This window comes from Acinetobacter baumannii (genome assembly GCF_009759685.1).
Taxonomy (GTDB): Bacteria; Pseudomonadota; Gammaproteobacteria; order Pseudomonadales; family Moraxellaceae; genus Acinetobacter; species Acinetobacter baumannii.
Genome location: NZ_CP046654.1, coordinates 2,380,529 through 2,398,761, shown reverse-complemented (window position 1 = coordinate 2,398,761; position 18,233 = coordinate 2,380,529). Strand labels below are relative to the sequence as shown.

17 protein-coding genes are annotated in these 18,233 nt (G+C 38.3%); 7 read left to right on the top strand and 10 right to left on the bottom strand.

Annotation, left to right across the window (positions count from 1 at the left end; all coding sequences use genetic code 11):
- Window positions 1-20: 20 nt before the first annotated feature.
- The 5 genes from cysN to lysS all read right to left on the bottom strand — a co-directional run bounded on the left by cysN (window position 21) and on the right by lysS (window position 6,117).
- Window positions 21-1,634, bottom strand: coding sequence for a sulfate adenylyltransferase subunit CysN (cysN, locus tag GO593_RS11365; RefSeq protein WP_000019504.1), 1,614 nt, complete (start codon window positions 1,632-1,634; stop codon window positions 21-23).
- A 30-nt stretch (window positions 1,635-1,664) separates the two neighbouring features.
- Window positions 1,665-2,573, bottom strand: a complete 909-nt coding sequence (gene cysD / locus GO593_RS11360; protein ID WP_000140408.1) for a sulfate adenylyltransferase subunit CysD — start codon at window positions 2,571-2,573, stop codon at window positions 1,665-1,667.
- The gene (locus GO593_RS11355; protein ID WP_002011285.1) at window positions 2,566-2,697 is read right to left on the bottom strand and encodes a hypothetical protein; all 132 of its coding nucleotides are present in this window, start codon (window positions 2,695-2,697) and stop codon (window positions 2,566-2,568) included. Before GO593_RS11355 ends, cysD begins: the two co-directional genes overlap by 8 nt.
- A gap of 258 nt (window positions 2,698-2,955) precedes the next feature.
- Window positions 2,956-4,398, bottom strand: a complete 1,443-nt coding sequence (locus tag GO593_RS11350) for a capsule assembly Wzi family protein (RefSeq protein WP_000479765.1) — start codon at window positions 4,396-4,398, stop codon at window positions 2,956-2,958.
- A 189-nt stretch (window positions 4,399-4,587) separates the two neighbouring features.
- A complete protein-coding gene (gene lysS, locus GO593_RS11345; RefSeq protein ID WP_002134311.1) occupies window positions 4,588-6,117 on the bottom strand; it encodes a lysine--tRNA ligase in 1,530 nt (509 codons plus the stop codon).
- A gap of 256 nt (window positions 6,118-6,373) precedes the next feature.
- On the opposite strand from lysS, the gene GO593_RS11340 reads away from it, so the two are divergent.
- Entirely contained in the window at window positions 6,374-6,862 is a 489-nt protein-coding gene (locus GO593_RS11340) for a YqiA/YcfP family alpha/beta fold hydrolase (RefSeq protein WP_000697203.1), read from the top strand.
- A gap of 69 nt (window positions 6,863-6,931) precedes the next feature.
- Here GO593_RS11340 and GO593_RS11335 read toward each other — a convergent pair whose 3' ends face one another.
- On the bottom strand, window positions 6,932-7,369 hold the full coding sequence (locus GO593_RS11335) for an SRPBCC family protein (RefSeq protein ID WP_000449051.1): 438 nt from the start codon (window positions 7,367-7,369) through the stop codon (window positions 6,932-6,934).
- A 443-nt stretch (window positions 7,370-7,812) separates the two neighbouring features.
- Here GO593_RS11335 and rubA point away from each other — a divergent pair, with 443 nt between their 5' ends.
- The 4 genes from rubA to oxyR all read left to right on the top strand — a co-directional run bounded on the left by rubA (window position 7,813) and on the right by oxyR (window position 11,165).
- Window positions 7,813-7,977, top strand: a complete 165-nt coding sequence (rubA, locus tag GO593_RS11330; RefSeq protein ID WP_000760495.1) for a rubredoxin RubA — start codon at window positions 7,813-7,815, stop codon at window positions 7,975-7,977.
- Window positions 7,978-8,069: 92 nt separating this feature from the next.
- Entirely contained in the window at window positions 8,070-9,251 is a 1,182-nt protein-coding gene (gene rubB, locus GO593_RS11325) for a rubredoxin reductase RubB (protein WP_000553407.1), read from the top strand.
- Between the two features lie 54 nt (window positions 9,252-9,305).
- Window positions 9,306-10,250, top strand: a complete 945-nt coding sequence (gene estB, locus GO593_RS11320; RefSeq protein WP_001083350.1) for an esterase EstB — start codon at window positions 9,306-9,308, stop codon at window positions 10,248-10,250.
- Window positions 10,251-10,256: 6 nt separating this feature from the next.
- Window positions 10,257-11,165 carry a LysR family transcriptional regulator OxyR gene (gene oxyR, locus GO593_RS11315; protein WP_000729506.1) on the top strand — a complete coding sequence of 303 codons (909 nt, stop codon included), beginning with the start codon at window positions 10,257-10,259 and terminating at the stop codon, window positions 11,163-11,165.
- Window positions 11,166-11,195: 30 nt separating this feature from the next.
- Here the strand turns inward: oxyR and GO593_RS11310 are convergent, their stop codons facing one another.
- The gene (locus tag GO593_RS11310; RefSeq protein ID WP_001161238.1) at window positions 11,196-11,786 is read right to left on the bottom strand and encodes an SPOR domain-containing protein; all 591 of its coding nucleotides are present in this window, start codon (window positions 11,784-11,786) and stop codon (window positions 11,196-11,198) included.
- A gap of 57 nt (window positions 11,787-11,843) precedes the next feature.
- On the opposite strand from GO593_RS11310, the gene GO593_RS11305 reads away from it, so the two are divergent.
- Window positions 11,844-11,972 carry a hypothetical protein gene (locus GO593_RS11305; protein WP_085940550.1) on the top strand — a complete coding sequence of 43 codons (129 nt, stop codon included), beginning with the start codon at window positions 11,844-11,846 and terminating at the stop codon, window positions 11,970-11,972.
- 53 nt (window positions 11,973-12,025) lie between these two features.
- Here the strand turns inward: GO593_RS11305 and ppk1 are convergent, their stop codons facing one another.
- Entirely contained in the window at window positions 12,026-14,104 is a 2,079-nt protein-coding gene (gene ppk1, locus GO593_RS11300) for a polyphosphate kinase 1 (protein WP_001090300.1), read from the bottom strand.
- A 104-nt stretch (window positions 14,105-14,208) separates the two neighbouring features.
- On the bottom strand, window positions 14,209-14,886 hold the full coding sequence (gene mtgA / locus GO593_RS11295; RefSeq protein ID WP_000642933.1) for a monofunctional biosynthetic peptidoglycan transglycosylase: 678 nt from the start codon (window positions 14,884-14,886) through the stop codon (window positions 14,209-14,211).
- Between the two features lie 76 nt (window positions 14,887-14,962).
- Between mtgA and GO593_RS11290 the strand changes: the two genes are divergently transcribed.
- Complete coding sequence (locus GO593_RS11290; RefSeq protein WP_000194506.1) at window positions 14,963-15,772, top strand: rhomboid family intramembrane serine protease; 810 nt, start codon at window positions 14,963-14,965, stop codon at window positions 15,770-15,772.
- Between the two features lies 1 nt (window position 15,773).
- Here GO593_RS11290 and GO593_RS11285 read toward each other — a convergent pair whose 3' ends face one another.
- The gene (locus GO593_RS11285) at window positions 15,774-18,233 is read right to left on the bottom strand and encodes an ABC transporter permease (protein ID WP_001245173.1); all 2,460 of its coding nucleotides are present in this window, start codon (window positions 18,231-18,233) and stop codon (window positions 15,774-15,776) included.

Genomic DNA, 18,233 nt, shown 5'->3' with positions numbered 1-18,233 from the left:
TAGAACTTATTTTCAATTTATTAAAGACGAACTAATTCCACAATTTTCTCTACTGCTTCTTCTACCGTTTCAGCAGTTATCTCGGTATCTGTACCATCCACAGAAGTTGTGATAATGACAACACCCGTCTCACGTAATAGAACCAATTGCTCAGCTGTTAAGCTTGTTTTCGCGATCGCAACTACACCTTGCTGAATCAATAAACTTTCTAAAGCTTGAGATTTTTCAATTAACTGTGCAGAAACACCAATAACAGCAGGTTTTTGACCTAAACGAGCAGCACGATCTTCAGCAGTAACAGGATTACTATGAGCCGTCCACTCTACCGCGGCTTCTACCATGCCCGCACCAACAGTTACGTTACTTAAACGGTCAATAAAAATAAATGAACCTGTGTAACGTGAATCTTGATAACGGTCAAACACGACTGGAGCATCAAACTCAACCACAACATCTGCAATCGCATTTAACTCAAGCTCTTCTACTTGAGTGTGTTCGAGCGTATTCACATTTACACGGTAGTTAATATTAGTTACTTTTGCTGGAACAGTTTGTGTACCAATCTTAATATTGTACAACTTACCTTTTACAAGTGGGTGTTCATTCATCCATACCACTGAAGCACGAACACTTCTTGAAATTAATGGTTGCTCGCCTGCACGTACTAAGACATTACCGCGACTAATATCAATTTCATCATTTAACGTTAAGGTGACTGCTTGACCCGCAACTGCCTGCTCAAGGTTACCGTCAAAAGTAACAATTTCCTTAACTGTAGAACGCTTACCAGAAGGCAACGCCACAATCTCGTCACCAACTTTAATTTCACCTAATGCAACTGTACCCGCAAAGCCACGGAAGTCGAGATTTGGACGGTTTACATATTGAACAGGGAAACGGAATTCATGTTTACTTGACTCGCGGTTGATTTCCACAGACTCAAGAATACTCATTAAGGTTTGCCCCTTGTACCAAGGAGTATGAGCTGATGGATTTACAACGTTATCGCCATTTAAAGCAGAAATTGGAACAAATAAAATATTGGCTGGACGGCGATCACCCAATTGGCTCACGAACGCATCATATTCAACCTGAATTTCATTAAAACGTTCAGATGAATATTCAACCAAGTCCATTTTATTAATGGCAACAACAATATTTTTAATTCCAAGCAAACTCGCAATAAACGTATGACGACGAGTTTGAGTTTGTACACCATAGCGCGCATCGATCAGGATGATTGCAAGATCAGCAGTCGATGCACCTGTTGCCATGTTACGAGTGTATTGTTCATGGCCCGGTGTATCAGCAATAATAAACTTACGTTTTTCAGTCGAAAAATAGCGATAAGCAACATCAATGGTAATACCCTGCTCACGCTCAGCCTGCAAACCATCTACAAGTAATGCCAAGTCTGGTGCATCACCTGTTGTGCCCACTTTCTTACTGTCACGTGTTACAGCTTGCAATTGATCTTCATAAATCAATTTTGAATCATAAAGTAAACGACCAATTAAGGTACTTTTACCATCATCTACGTTACCACAAGTCAAAAAGCGCAAAAGGTCTTTTTGTTCATGTTGTTTTAAATACGCCAGAATGTCTTGGCTGATTAAGTCTGATTGATGAGACATTGCTCAAACTCCACAAATTTAGAAACTGTCTTAGAAATAGCCTTCTTGCTTTTTCTTTTCCATTGAGCCTGCTTCATCATGGTCAATCATACGACCTTGACGCTCAGAACTTGTTGCCAACAGCATTTCCTGAATAATTTCTGGCAATGTATCAGCTTCAGACTCAACTGCACCTGTTAATGGATAACAGCCAAGCGTACGGAAACGTACAGACTTCATTTGTGGAACTTCACCCTCTTTTAAGCGCATACGTTCATCATCAACCATGATTAGCGTACCACTACGCTCAACCACAGGACGAACAGCAGAGAAATAAAGAGGAACTATTTGAATATTTTCTAAATAGATATATTGCCAGATATCCAACTCTGTCCAGTTTGATAACGGGAATACACGAATACTTTCGCCTTTGTTCACTTTACCATTGTAAAGGTTCCAAAGTTCAGGACGTTGGTTTTTAGGATCCCAACGATGTTTACTATCACGGAATGAATACACACGCTCTTTCGCACGTGATTTTTCTTCGTCACGGCGCGCCCCACCAAAAGCAGCATCGAACTGATATTTATCCAAAGCCTGTTTTAAAGCTTGGGTTTTCATAATATCCGTATATTTCGAACTGCCATGATCAAATGGGTTGATTCCTGCTTCACGGCCTTCTTTATTCTGATGAACAATTAAATCAAAACCATGTGTTTTTGCCATGTTATCGCGAAACGCGATCATGTCTTTAAACTTCCAGCCCGTATCTACATGTAATAAAGGGAAAGGAAGTTTTGCAGGATAAAATGCCTTCAATGCAAGATGGAGCATCACAGCCGAGTCTTTACCAATTGAGTAAAGCATGACTGGATTTTCAAATTCTGCGGCTACTTCACGGATAATATGAATACTCTCAGCTTCAAGTTGCTTGAGATGTGTAAGTCTTGATTCAGTCATGAACACGCCCTTCTCTATCCATTTTGCCCATAAAATCTAGAAGCGGTATTACACCACCACTTAGAAGACCATGTGGAGGAACGAGTGCCATAACAACTCCAATTTTTCGTGATAAATAGTCCAACCACAAGCCTTTATATGGCTTATAGCATTAGTTATGCATTATAGTGATTTAAAACCGATTCCTTTTGCTTGTTTTTTCATATTGATATTCAAATTCATCATATACATGTAATATGCTGATTCACTTATACAACTTTGTAATCCTAGCTTGTGTAGTCGACTTAAGCAAATCATGTTCTAGTCTTTAGATTTCTTTAAAAACCATAAAAAAAGAGAAGCCTCTGTAGCCTCTCTTTCTTATTATAAGGTTAACTAAAAATTAGAAACCAAACATTTTACGCTCTAGAGGAATTTCCACTCCAATTGATGCACCCGCATCATTACCTTCTAAGTCAGAATCACTTACCCAACCATTAATTTTTAATGGAAGATCAGGTTTGATGTAATGTGTCCAAGTTAGATCAAGCGCTTTAATTTCATCATCTTTAGGGAATGCTTTATTAATTGCCAAGTTAGATTGGTTAACTTTAACCACCATAGCACGACCGCTTAAACGGTTCATCACGTCAAAGCGGATATCACCACCCACAGAATACATTTGTCCATCGCCACCCATCGCATGTCCTAATGGGAAGCCATGTTGATAATAACCATCTTTATAAACATAATGATTATAGGAAATACCCTTCACATCATTATTAGTGCGGGTATCAGCCCATTCTGCATAAAGTTGATATGGCATATTATTATAGCTAGAAGAATAGTCGACTCCTGCTAAATACATTTTTTTAGAAGGAAGTAGTCCAGCTTCATCTTCACCAACATATTGACCATAAATACCAACAGGAGCATTTATAAGAGATTGTAGATTTAAACGAGCATCAAAACCTGCAATTTGGTTAGAACGATCTTCATCAGAATCATACACATTGTCATTCCCTTTAATTGCATTCCACAAAGAATCCCAACTTTCAGAACGTCCTTCACCACCCCATTGTAAAGTACGAGAAGCACCTAGTTCTAAATAGGGTAAAGGTCTTGCAGTTAAACGTAAGCCTAATAATTTCGCATGAGGAACAGCTTTATAATCATCTAATTGGCCTGCAAAAGCTTGATATTGCCAAGGTCCAATCCAAGATAACCATTTTGTCTCAAAAGCATTTTGTACAGCTCTTTGTGCCGTCACGCCATACACAGGACGACTTGCATCGCCTCGGATTAAGCTACCATCATGTCCAGGTCCCCACCATGTTGGAATTTGACCTGCAACAAGCCACTGGTTCCAGAGTTTACCAGCGACATATGAACCCTCAACGTTAACGTCATGCCCACTATCAATTTGAGGGTCTTTTTCTGCGTTTACACGGATTTTTGCATCCCAATTTTCACCACCAGCATTAAACTCTAATGAACCTTGGTACTGCGATTTTTGGTTATCACCAAATGCTTGAGGAATATTTTTGATATCAGTTTCAGCAAAAGCACCCACTTTAACTGTATCGTTATCTGCCTTTAATGCATTGAGAACTGAATTAATAACTTTTTGCTGTGCTGGATGAGTCACTTTAGCTTGAGAGAGAGCTCTTTGAATTTCATCACCACTTAATGGCCAAGTAGAAGTGCTGATGTTAATAACACCTTGTTGATTCAACCAGTTTAAGTCGGTACGTAAATCATCATTATTAAGCACTAAACCTTGTGCAAAAACAGCCGATGAAGCAGTTGCTAATAATGCAATCGAAAGTGTTTTTCTTAAAAACATGTCAGCACAATTCTCAAAGTTATTTATGAGCAACACATTAATTTTTTTATCGCAAATTTGCAATTGTTAAACTGTGCAATTACATTTTTTAACGGTGTTTTAAGTTTTCTATAACTTAAGTATTTTTTATATATAAATAGTTAATAAAAAAGGCAGTATAAACTGCCTTTTTCTGTATTGAAGATTAAATTAACCTTCTTTACGACGCATATGCGGGAACAAAATCACATCACGAATACTTGGTGCATCTGCAAAAAGCATAACCAAACGGTCAATACCAATACCTTCACCCGCTGTTGGAGGTAAACCATATTCAAGTGCTTCAACAAACTCTGCATCGTAATGCATTGCTTCATCATCACCAGCATCTTTTTCAGCAACTTGCGCTTGGAAACGTTCAGCCTGATCAATCGGATCATTTAACTCACTAAAGCCGTTTGCCAATTCACGGCCACCAATAAAGAACTCAAAACGATCAGTAATGTGCGGATTATCATCATTACGGCGAGCAAGTGGAGAAGTCTCTGCTGGGTACTCAGTAATAAAAGTAGGCTGACGAAGTTTAGTCTCAACCGTTTCTTCAAATACGATTGTTTGAAGCTTACCTAAACCAAAACCAGGTTTAACTTCTTCTTTTAATTCCTCACGAATAAATTTTGCAAGGAATTCACGATCGCCTACATTTTCAGGCGTGAACTGCGGATTATTCTCCAAAATCGCATCAAACATAGAGATTTTCTTGAATGGCCCTTTAAAGCTAAACACTTCGCCTTGGTAAGGCACATCAGTCGTACCTAAAATATCAATTGCTAGCTTTTCAAGCATGTTTTCAGTCAAAGCCATCAAGTCTTTATAATCAGCATATGCCTGATAAAACTCGATCATGGTAAATTCAGGGTTATGACGTGTTGACACCCCTTCATTACGGAAGTTACGGTTAATTTCGAACACACGCTCAAAACCACCAACAACTAAACGCTTTAAATAAAGCTCCGGTGCGATACGCAAGAATAATGGCATATCTAAAGCATTATGATGCGTTTCAAACGGACGTGCAGATGCGCCACCCGGAATCACATGCATCATTGGCGTTTCAACTTCCATGAAACGTTCATTGGTTAAAAATGCGCGAATACCTGCAACGACTTTGGCACGAATTTCAAAAGTCTTACGCGTTTCTTCATTAACAATTAAATCAAGATAACGCTTACGATATTTAACTTCTGTGTCGTTCAAACCATGAAATTTATCCGGCAATGGACGAAGCGATTTTGTAAGAAGTTCAAAACCTTCAAGGTGTACATATAAGTCACCTTTGCCCGAACGGCCGATATAACCTTCAGCAGCAATAATATCGCCAAGGTCTAAACCTTTAATAGTTTCGAGCGTATCTTTTGGTAAACCCTTACGGTCAACATATAATTGGATACGACCAGTCATGTCTTGAATCACCATGAAAGAACCACGGTTTAACATGACACGGCCAGCAACTTTTACATAAACATGTTCAGCGCTTTCGATTTGTTCTTTAGACTGATCTTTAAATTGTTCTTGTAAATCAGCAGCGTAATGTTCACGTTTGAATGTATTTGGCCAAGGACTCTTTCCAGTTTCCTTTGCAACATCTTGGATTTGCTTTAATTTGGCATGACGCTGTGCAATTAAATCGTTTTCGGAAATAGTTGGTTCAGAAGTCGATTGAGCGTTTTGTTGCGTCATCTCTGCCTCGGTTAAGTAAAAATGAAGTGGCATAGCTTAACAGATTGCTGAGGTTTTTCGAACGATTTCAATCAAACAAAAACGAAAAAAGTCCAAGCCGTCAATCTGAGTGGACATTGAATGATAAAAATTACTTAGACCAATCGCTAAGTTCATTTTTTTTAGGTTTGAGTAAAATATAAAAAAATCCAAATAACCTCGATTTGAAAAGGCCCTATTTGCCTTTTATTTTATCTATGAGATTGTGTAGTAAATAATGAAAATTCTATTTTTACATGGCTTGGATTCTTCTCGTGAATCAACAAAATTTCATGCCATTTTACATCCTGAAAAATTTTGTATTGATGTTGATTATCGCAACCTAAGTTATGCTTCAGTTAAAGACTTTTATCATCAAGCGATTGAAACAATTAAACCTGATTTGTTAGTCGGTCATAGCCTCGGCGGTTATTGGGCTTTGAAAACTGCTGCTCAACATAAATTAGCTGTTATTGTTGCCAACCCAAGCCTTACACCTAATTTTCGTAATGATTACCCTCATCTTTGTGACGAAGATCTTGACCACTCTAACCCTAAAATGGCCTATTTAGAGTTAGGAGACGAGCAACTTGATATGTATCAAGTACAGGAAAAGCTGTCACCATATATGACAATAGAAACTTATGATGGAGGCCATCATCGTCTTGCTTATCCTTCCCGTCTTAATGATCTCATTACCAAAATTCATAAAAAATATTTTGCTTGAATTGAAGTATGACACATAATTTTCAATTACCTTATTATGTAAAAAGATAACAAATCGAATTACAGAAACTTATTTTTCAGCCATTTGTTTTACAGCTTCAAAGCCTTGAACGAAGCCACTTTTTAACATACCGATGTACTCAGGTAAGGTGGCTAATTCTACTTTTACCGTTGTAGTACCCCCATTTTGACTTAAAAAATATTTTTCTAGCGAACCACTCCAGCCTTTCACCTCTTCACTTTCTAAGTCTTCTTTCCCGTCTTTAATCATTCCTAAATGTTTAAAAATTAGTACTTCAGGCTTTTTCATTTCTTCAATGGTCGAAACCATTCCATTTCCTTCTCCATCTAGAAAATATGTTTTACCACCGACTTTCCAATCTGTGCGCATTGAAGAATCTGGAGCAAAGAATTTCGTCCATGCATTATAGGTCTCACTATTCCAGAGTACGTCCCATACTTTTTCTATAGGGGCATTAATTTCTACTTCATATATTAGAGTTTCCATATTCGACTTCCTTATTCTCCGTTAATTAAGTGTTCCATAAACTTTTCTGTTTTATATAAACATTAATTTATTTGTCCATTTATTAACCAGATTACTTTTTTAAGAACTTTATTTATATAAATGCTTTGCTCTTTTTGTAACCCTTCATATCACTCATCGCCTCCTTGCATGAATAAACTTATAAAAACATATGATTTATTATGTGTTTATGTTGAAGTTTTGCCTAAATAACCATTTATTTGTCTCGATATGCCATTCATCTTTGCTTATGAATGATTAAACTCCCTTATATGCTTTACTTTAAATGTAGAACTGCGTAAAAATTTGATATCCGATCAAAGCGACATTAGTTATTATTGAGCGGATCGTAGTTACATTATTAATAGATGGAATAGTTTTACTGAAAGGCAGCTTTGAGCAAACTTATCAGTGCGGAGAGTCTCATGAAAAAATATCAATGTATCGTTTGTGGATGGATTTACGATGAAGCAGAAGGTTGGCCACAAGACGGCATTGCAGCTGGAACAAAATGGGAAGATATTCCTGATGACTGGACTTGCCCTGATTGCGGCGTTTCAAAAGCTGACTTCGAAATGATCGAAATCTAATGTCTTAAATTAAAAGGCCATGATTTACATGGTCTTTTTTATATATCACCAATCACCGTTTTAAATTAAAAATTCTAATTCTGGAGAAAAAAATGCATCCAATCGTCATTATCGGATCAGGCATGGCGGGTTATACCTTAGCACGTGAATTCCGTAAGCTTAACCCAGAGCAAGAACTTGTGATGATTTGTGCGGATGATGCGGTGAACTATGCAAAACCAACCTTATCCAACGCTTTTGCAGGAAAAAAAGCTCCAGAACAGATTCCATTAGGTGATGCTGCAAAAATGAGTGCCCAACTCAATATGCGTATTGAACCTTTTACTTGGGTGAAAGAAATTTTAGCTGAGCGTCATGAACTTGTTCTAGAAAAAGACGGCGTTATTTCTCAGCAACCCTATTCAAAATTAATTTTAGCTGTCGGTGCTAACCCGATTCGCCTTGCTATTGCTGGTGATGGTAGTGATGACATCCATGTGGTGAACTCACTCATTGACTATCGTTCTTTCCGAGAAAATCTAGCTCAGCGCAAAGATAAACGTGTTGTGATTTTGGGTGCAGGTTTAATTGGTTGTGAATTTGCCAATGACTTACTTCATAGCGAATATGATGTAACAGTAATTGATTTAGCGCCTCAACCATTAGGCCGTTTATTACCTTCACACATTGCTTCAGCATTCCAGCAGAATCTTGAAGAAGCGGGTGTTAAATTTGCATTAGGCACAACCGTTGAAAAAGTCAGTAAAATCAATAACGGTGAAGATTACGCGGTTACATTGGCAAATGGTCAGACTTTGGTTGCTGATATTGTGCTTTCAGCGATTGGCTTACAACCGAATATTTCTCTGGCTCAAAGCGCAAATATTCAAACCAGCCGTGGTGTGATTACCAATAGTTTACTTGAAACCAATCAAGCAGATATTTATGCGATTGGTGACTGTGCGGAAGTTAACGGTACCCTGCTTCCATATGTAATGCCAATTATGCAACAAGCCCGTGCTCTAGCAAAAACATTAAGTGGTCAACAAACAAATGTACATTACCCTGCTATGCCAGTTGCGGTAAAAACTCCGGCTGCACCGCTTACAGTTTTACCGGCACCGGTTGATGTAGATGTAAATTGGGAAACTGAAGAATTCGACGATGGTATGCTTGCCAAAGCAATTGACAATGAAGGAACATTGCGTGGTTTCGTATTGTTAGGTGCAACAGCAGGCAAGCAACGTTTAACTTTAACTAAGCTTGTTCCAGATCTTATTCCTGCCCAAGCATAAGGTTTAAATTGGGAATGCTCATGATCTTGAGTATTCCCTCAAGGAATGAATAACATGAATAGCGCCTTACAATTTAGTATTTCACCGTACACTCCATTTATGCAGGAAACCAAAGTCAATTTAGGCAATGGTATCGAGCTACATGTAGAAGTAGGTGGAAAACCAGAACATCCGACTATTTTGCTGATTATGGGTTTAGGTGCCCAAATGCTATTTTGGCCGGACTTTTTCTGCAAATCACTCATTGATCAAGGTTTTCGTGTTATTCGTTTTGATAACCGTGATATTGGCCTTTCTTCAAAAGTCCGCCATCAAGGTAAACGTTTAAATACCATGAAATTGATGGGACGTTTTGCTTTAGGACTAAGAAATCAGGGGGCGCCTTATACGCTCTATGATATGGCAGATGACGTTTCTATGCTTCTCGACCGTTTAGGAGTAAGCAAAGCACATGTGATTGGTGCCTCAATGGGTGGCATGATTGCCCAGATTCTCGCTGCAAAATATCCGGAAAAAGTAGAAAAATTAGGTTTGATGTTTACCAGTAATAATCAACCGTTTCTACCACCCCCATTCCCTAAGCAACTTTTAAGCTTGATTGGCAAGCCAGAATCACGTGATGAAGAAGGAATTGTGAATCACAGTTTAAAATTATTCCAATTGATTGGTTCTCCTGGTTATATTAACCATATTGAAGCCGTTCAAACTGCAAGAAAACTTTATCAACGTAGCTACTATCCTGCCGGTGTACTTCAACAGTTTTTAGCAATATTATGTACAGGTTCCTTACTGCAACTGGACCGTGAAATTAAGCAACCCACTTTAGTCTTGCATGGCTCTCGTGACCGCTTACTTCCACCGAGTCACGGTAAGGCCGTAGCAAAAGCAATTTCCGGTGCTAAGTTTGAATTAATTGATGGAATGGGGCATGATATCCCTGCCCATTTTATTCCACAGCTTAGCGGTTTATTTGCGCATCATTTTAAATCATCATACTAGGACACTATGGCTGCATTACCCTCACTAAGACAGCTATCATATTTAGTTACGTTGTCGGAAACTTTGCATTTTACTGAAGCAGCACGTCGCTCTTTTGTTACCCAATCGACTTTATCGGGCGGCATTATGGAGCTAGAAAGGCTACTAGGTGGCGTTCTGGTTGAGCGTGACCGTCAGAATGTGCGTTTAACGCCATTAGGTGAGCAAGTTGTTGCTCGAGCCCGTGTATTGCTAGCAGATGCTCAGGATTTAATGCGTTTAAGCCGTGAAATGAGTGAACCATTAACAGGTGATCTTCATTTGGGTGTTATTCCAACAATTGCACCTTTTATCCTGACACGGTTACTTGATGAAGTGCATCAACAATTACCGAAGATTCAGTTGCATTTACATGAAGCTCAAAGTGAGAAGATTGTAGAGCGCCTAGAACATGGTAATTTGGACATGATTGTCCTTGCCCTACCTTTTGACACAAGAAGTTTAAAAGTAGCTGAAATTTCAAAAGAAAATTTATATCTTGTTTGTAGTAAACAAGATACAAATGCACTTCAAGCAAACTCACTTGATGACCTTGACTTATCACGTCTTATTTTGCTTGAAGAAGGCCACTGTTTACGTGATCACGTATTAAGTGCCTGTCCAATTGGTGAACGTAAAAACGATAACCGCTTAAAAGCAAGTTCTCTACCAACATTGGTTGAGATGGTTTCTTCCGATTTAGGCTTTACCCTTTTACCAGAAATTGCAATTGAAAATAGTATGATCAAATTTAATGATCAGATTACTGCAAAACCAATTGAAGACGCACCTAGCCGTACTTTAGCACTTGTTACTCGTAAAAGTACGCCGTTGCAAAGTGAGTTTGATGTTCTTCTGCAAATCATGCAGAAAATTACCACAAACTTACATGAATAAAAAAAAGGAGTCTTTGGACTCCTTTTTATTTTACTGTGCTGTTAGGGAAGCCCATTTAAATACCCAAGCCGATCTCAAATCCAAGCTATCATCTGCAATTATTTTTTCTCGAATAATTTGTGCAATTGCGTAGTCATTGGCAGGGTCGACCATGACCCGTATTCCTTTTGTGGTTGGGCTGGTAACAACTTTATACCCTTTAGCCTGTAATTGGGACTGAATCATATTTGCTTTATTTTGATTAGGTGCCAAAGCAACTTGCACCATCCATTTTTTTTCACCGTTTTCTAAAATTTCTTTCGCGACCGCTGCATCAAGTTGCTTTTTCTTCTCAATATTTTTCTTTTCTTCAATTTTTTTTAACTGATTATCGTCAATTTTCTTTTGTGCTAACAATTCCTCTTGAGTAAGTTTTCTTTTCTGGATCACGATTGTCTTATTTTGTATTTCATTCTTCTTATTTTTCTCTCTAGAAGGATGTATAAAATAAGGATATATCATTTGATCATCAAATTTCTGAAATACAATAATATCTCCATAGCACTTCTGATCCGCATAAGCAGTCACTGGCATTAACCCCAAAAATATTCTAATAAATAAACTTTTAATAAAGCCTTGCATATTATTCACTTACCAAAGTTAAGTATATTTAATGCGGCGTATTAAAGTAGATTTCTTGTGATTTGTATATTTTTAAAATTCAATGTTTTATGTAAAGAATCACATATTTTTCAAACATATTGCCTTAATTCAAATTATTGCCGTTTATCCTACAACCATTTAGAAAAATTAATTAAATTATTATGAAATTCAGTTAATTAAAAAGCCGACATGATGTCGGCTTTTTTAAAAATAATTTTTTATTTAAAAGTTTCTAATAATTCTCTTTGAGCATTATGCAATTTTTCGCCTGCGGCAGGCTGGGCACGTACCCATGTACCATCGCCCTGTAATAACCAAGCTTGCTGATTATCTTGTAAATAATTAAGGAGTCCTTGCTGATAAATACGTTTTTTCAAAGCAGGATCTTCAATTGGGAAGCATGCTTCAACACGATTAAATAAGTTACGATCCATCCAGTCCGCACTTGAACAGTAAATACGAGCATCGCCATTATTACTAAAGTAATAAACTCGAGTATGTTCAAGGAAACGGCCTACAATTGAACGTACCCGAATGTTTTCCGATAAATTTGGTAATCCCGGACGTAAACAGCAAATCGAACGAATAATGAGATCTACCTGCACCCCTGCTTGAGAAGCTTCATATAATTTATTAATAAGCTGAACTTCAGTTAAAGCATTCACTTTGACAATAATTTGGGCTTTACGACCAGCCTTTGCATTGGCAATTTCTTCATCAATAAAGTTAATGAGCTGAGCATGCAGAGTAAAAGGTGCATGGAGTAACTTTTTCAGTTTTGCCATTTTACCCATACCCGTAAGCTCTTGGAAAATACGGTGTACGTCTTCACACAAGTCTTTATCGGTGGTCATTAGACCGTAATCCGTATAAATGCGAGCATTCATAGCATGGTAGTTACCCGTTCCTAAATGGACATAACGCACCAGTTTGTTGTTTTCACGGCGTACCACCATAATCATTTTGGCATGGGTTTTATAACCCACAATACCGTAAACAACGACTGCCCCTGCTTCTTGTAAAACATTAGCCACTTCGATATTCGACTCTTCATCGAAACGGGCACGTAATTCAATTACCGCTGTCACTTCTTTACCATTACGCGCAGCTTCTGCTAAAACTTGAACAATTTCCGAGTCTGCACCACTACGATAAAGTGTCTGTTTAATTGCGAGTACTTGCGGGTCACGTGCTGCTTCACGGAGTAACTGAATAACAGGTGCAAAAGACTCAAATGGGTGATGAAGTAAAATATCCTGCTTTTGCATAGCCGAGAAAATACTCTCGGTCTTTTTAAACACTTTTGGTACGACTGGCGTGTGTGAATCGTAACGCAAATGAGGACGTTTAAAGTTCGAAACCAGACGAGCCAAGTTTACAGGACCATCAACTTTATATAATTGTTCTTCGTTTAAGTCGAACTCTTCAAGTAGATATTCATAAATATGCTGTGGACAATTTTGGGTTACTTCTAAGCGTACTGCACGACCAAATCGGCGTGAACTTAACTCACCTTTTAACGCTTTTGCCAAATCTTCAACGTCTTCATTAAGTGCCAAATCGGCATTACGAGTTACACGGAATTGATAGCAACCAGTTGCAGTCATGCCCGGGAACAAGTCTGAAACATGTTCATGAATAATTGCTGACAACATGACGTGATGTTCTTTACCACCCGTTAACTCATCTGGTAATCGTACAACACGTGGCAATGAACGTGGGGCTGGTACAACAGCCAAATCAATTTGTCGCCCGAACGCATCTTTACCTTCTAAAGTCACAATAAAGTTAAGGCTTTTATTGACTAAACGCGGGAATGGATGGGCTGGATCTAAACTGATTGGAGTTAAAACAGGCGCAACCTGTTCCTGAAAATATTTTTTTACCCAAGCTGATTGAGCTGGTGTTAATTCACCACGACGTAAAAAGCAGATATCTTCTTCACGTAACTTAGGTAAAATTTCTTCGTTTAAAATACGATATTGGCGCTCAATTGCAGCATGAGCAGTTTCAGAGATTTTTTGTAAGACTTGTCTTGGCGTTAAACCGTCCGGGCTTCGACTTTCATTGCCTAGAGCGAATTGCTCCATAACACCTGCCACACGAATTTCAAAAAACTCATCTAAATTACGCGAAAAAATGAGTAAGAAGTTCATTCGTTCCAGTAATGGATGTAAAGGGTCGACGGCCTGTTCCAATACGCGCAAATGAAAGTCAAGAATAGACAATTCACGATTAATATAACGGTCATTATAACTATATTCTGTTGGGGTCGTTGCTGTAATCGCTGTATTCATGTCTAACCTAATCTCTTTCCAACCAAAATCTCTGCAAAATAGTATGCTGCAAAATTATGTCAATTTGATAAAAACTAAAAAAATAACACATCTTTAAGACAGTGTTATTCAGGAATCTGGGTGCTATTCATATAACGTAAAATAACGCGTTTTCTATATTGTAGTTTACGATCATTGCGATGATCTTGATAATATTTCGGATCAGGCAATAACGCGGCTAAAAAAGCAGCTTGTTCGCGCGTTAAGCTTTTGGCACTTTTGCCGTAATAATATTGGGCTGCTGCTTCAACGCCATACAAATTTTTGCCAAATTCAACAGAGTTCATATACACCTCAAGAATTCGACGTTTCGACCACATGCGCTCCATCATCCATGTCGCTACAGTTTCTTGGCCTTTACGAATAAATGAACGTTTATTATATAAGAACAAGTTTTTTGCAAGTTGTTGAGATACGGTAGAACCACCAGCAACAACCTCTCCTTGCTCATTGTTACGCTCTAGCGCAAAACGAATACCATCCCAGTCAAAACCATGATGATGAATAAATTTTGCGTCCTCCCCTGCTAAAATTGCATGTTTGAAATTGTCACTAATATCATCATAGTCAAGCCATTCATGAATGATCGGCTCAGATGGATCTGACCAATAATCAATTCGCATAAACATGGTGGTATCAACTTCATGTGTACGCCACCAAACCAAACTTGAGAAAATCCAGAGTTGAATAAGGAGAATTGCCCCAATAAAAATTAACAACACGCGAACAATAAAGGCTTTCATGTTCGTCTTGATCTCCTGTATTCAACTTTTTTCATGTTACGCTGTAAAGCATGTTCATATATAACAAAAGCATAGCATGACTCAATCTCAGCCTCCGCACATTAATCGTAAACTCAATGTACAAGCTTGGTGGCTGACCGCCCTACTGATCTCGATTAATGTAGGTTTATTCATCTGGCAAATTATATCTGGAGTCGACATTAGTGACCCAGCTATAAAAGATGCACTTCGCTGGGGTGCAGATTTTACACCACTTACTTTTTCTGGGCAGCCAGAACGTCTATTTACCAGCGTGTTTTTTCACTTTGGTATTATTCACCTTATGCTCAACATGGGAGCCTTATATATTTTCGGCAATGTTGCTGAAGTTTTGTTTAGCAGGTCATATTTCATTATTCTGTATCTGCTTGCAGGCGTATTTGGCAGCCTTTTGAGTAGTTATATCAATATTCAAAATGGGTATGAATTATTACAACATTTTGATCAGAGCCTGCTTCCCCATGTAAGTGCCGGAGCATCAGGCGCCATTATGGGATTAGGTACTGCATTAACTGTTCTTTCTTTATTTCCACCTCTGCCACATCAAGTACGTATACTCAATAAAAAAGTATATCTGGTAACAATGGCGATTAACCTTATTTTCGGTTTTATCGCAACAGGTATTAATAATGCTGCACATGTCGGCGGTATGATTATGGGTGCCTTACTCGCATTCATTTGGTATTTAAGCTACCGCACTCAATTTAAAAGCCTCCTAAAATTCTTAGGGTTAGTGGGAGGACTTTTCATGACTGTCGGCTTCTATGTTTACTGTAATCAGCTTAACTCACCATTACTTCCACTTTGGCATGAGGTTTTAATTCAGAACCCAGAAATACTCCCCTAACTTAAATCTGGTTCAGCTCACGTAAACTTTGTAGTGGCGGTAAATTACACAGATAACCGAGTCGATATCGGCCAATCAGAGCGCAAAGCAACATCATGGCAAGTGGTAAAATCAACCATATTTCAATATGCCACTGTAAAGCCATATTCATTTTATAACTTGCAATTGCGCTAATTACCTCGGCAAAACAGCAGGCAACAATGCCTGCTAACAAACCTAAAAAACCAATTTCCAGGCTGAGCATCTGCTTCATTTTATTTTTAGAGAGACCAAATGAACGCAACAAAGCCACTTCCCGACGGCGTTCATCCATTAATAGATTTAAACAAGCAATTAAAACAAGTATTCCAGAAAAGCCAACTAAAGCTGCAAGCACAGTCACGATTTTGACTAGAACGTTCATTAAGCGTTTTACTTCATCTAAAATTCGATCAACATCAATAAAAACCGTATTGGAGAATTGCTGAATCATATGGATCATTTTAGGTTGATCTTGCTTAGGTACATAAAAACTGCCCAAGTAGCTACCAGCATTTTCATCTAAAGTTTTAGGTGAAAAAATAAAGAAAAAATTAGGACTAAAGCTTTCCCACTCAACGCTCCGAAAATTTATAACTTTAGCTTGCAAGCTACCTTCTGGCAGACTAAAAGTAAGCCTGTCACCAATCTGGATTCCTAGACTTTCTGCTGTTTTACTCTCAACTGAAACTTGGCCTACTGCATTAAATTCCGCTTGACCTTTTGTAATGACATTGTCATTTGGTAAAGCACTCGACTGAGTTAAATTTAATTCGCGGCGTAGAGCGTTATTTTGTTTTATAGCTTCTTCTGAAAAAGGAACATCATTTTTGGCAACTAATCGCCCACGAATGTTTGGATATAACGGTGTGCTTTGCCAACCATTTTGTTTCAACTGTTGCTCAAAAGCTTTTAAATCAAATGGTGGTAGGCCATAAACAAACTGGTTTGGTGTTCCCTCTGGTAATTGCTGTTGCCAACGCTCTAATAAATCTGTTCTTAATACACTTAACACGGTAATGAGGCTTAAACCCAAAGCCAGTGCTGTAATTTGTAAGGCACTTTGCGATGCTGAACGAATATAAAAAGACAAACGGGTTTTCATCTTTTTTAAAGCACGAAGCAATAGCCAGACAACGGTGTAAAGTAAAATGCAAAGCAGAATAATCGCTGTTAATACCCAAATGCTGAGCATTAAATTTTCACTTAAAACTAAGCTAAAAATAACAAGACTGGTGATGCCTGCAAAAAACATAAAGAATAATGATTTTCGGGATTTTGCCTGTTCCCGAATAACACGGATGGGAGGAGTATTTAACAACTCCCAAATGCTTGGCAAAATGAATCCAAGTAGCACAATTACACTGGTAAAAATGGCAATTGGTAAGGGACCAAGTAAAAAACCAACCACAGAGAAACTTAACTCTAGTTGTGGAATCAGTTGTAGCATGAGCTCAAGCAAGCCATAGCCCATCATTATTCCTAAGAGACTACCGATCGCAATCGAAATTGCACTGACTACACAAAGTAACCCGATATAGGCCCATAAAATTTGAAACTTACTCGCACCTAAACAACGTATTAAAGCAATGTGATCTTGGTTTTGCTGAACATATCTTTGACTCGTTAAAGCAATGGCGATACCACACAATAAAATTGTTAAAATATTGGCCAATTGCAAAAAGGTATCTAGGTTTTCTAACGGACGTAATAATCTGCTATTTGATTCACTGGCATCGCGTAAACGTAACCCTATGGTTTCTTCCTGTTCATTTGCAGGTTGATGCTGTTGCTTAAATTGCCTTGAAAATGACTGAACCTGTTCAGGCTGACCAGACATTAACAGTCGATAATCGATTCTACTACCAGTTTGAATTGCATGAGTTTTAGCAATATCTGCTTGATGAATAATGACAGTAGGCGAAAAACCAGAAAAACCAAGTTCTTGATTTGAATCTCGCACAATCACGCCACTAAAGCGAAATGCCGCATCTGCAATAGATACCATATCGCCTAGTTTAACTTTAAGTAAATCGGCTGCCCTTTGACTCAACCATACTTCACCTGGTTGGATACCACGCGCTATAGGTTCAATCTCAAGCTTTCCTCTTAATGGGAATGCAGGTTCTATTGCTTTTACATTGACCATGACAAACTGATCTTGAGTATGTGCCATTGAACTAAACATGGTCACATTAGTCTGCTTTAAGCCAAGCTGATCTGCCCTTTTTTGCCATTTTGCGTCTATAGGTTCATTATTCGACAGAACCAAATCGGCTGCTAACATTTGCGCTGCTTGTAGACTTACCGCATTTTTAACTTGGTCATTACTAAACTTAAGAGCGGTGGTTGCACTGATCGCAAGTGAAAGCGCAATAATGAGTAAATATAAGCCCCCGGTACGCAAGCTTTGTAGCAAAAGTGGTTTGAGAAGATTACGCAT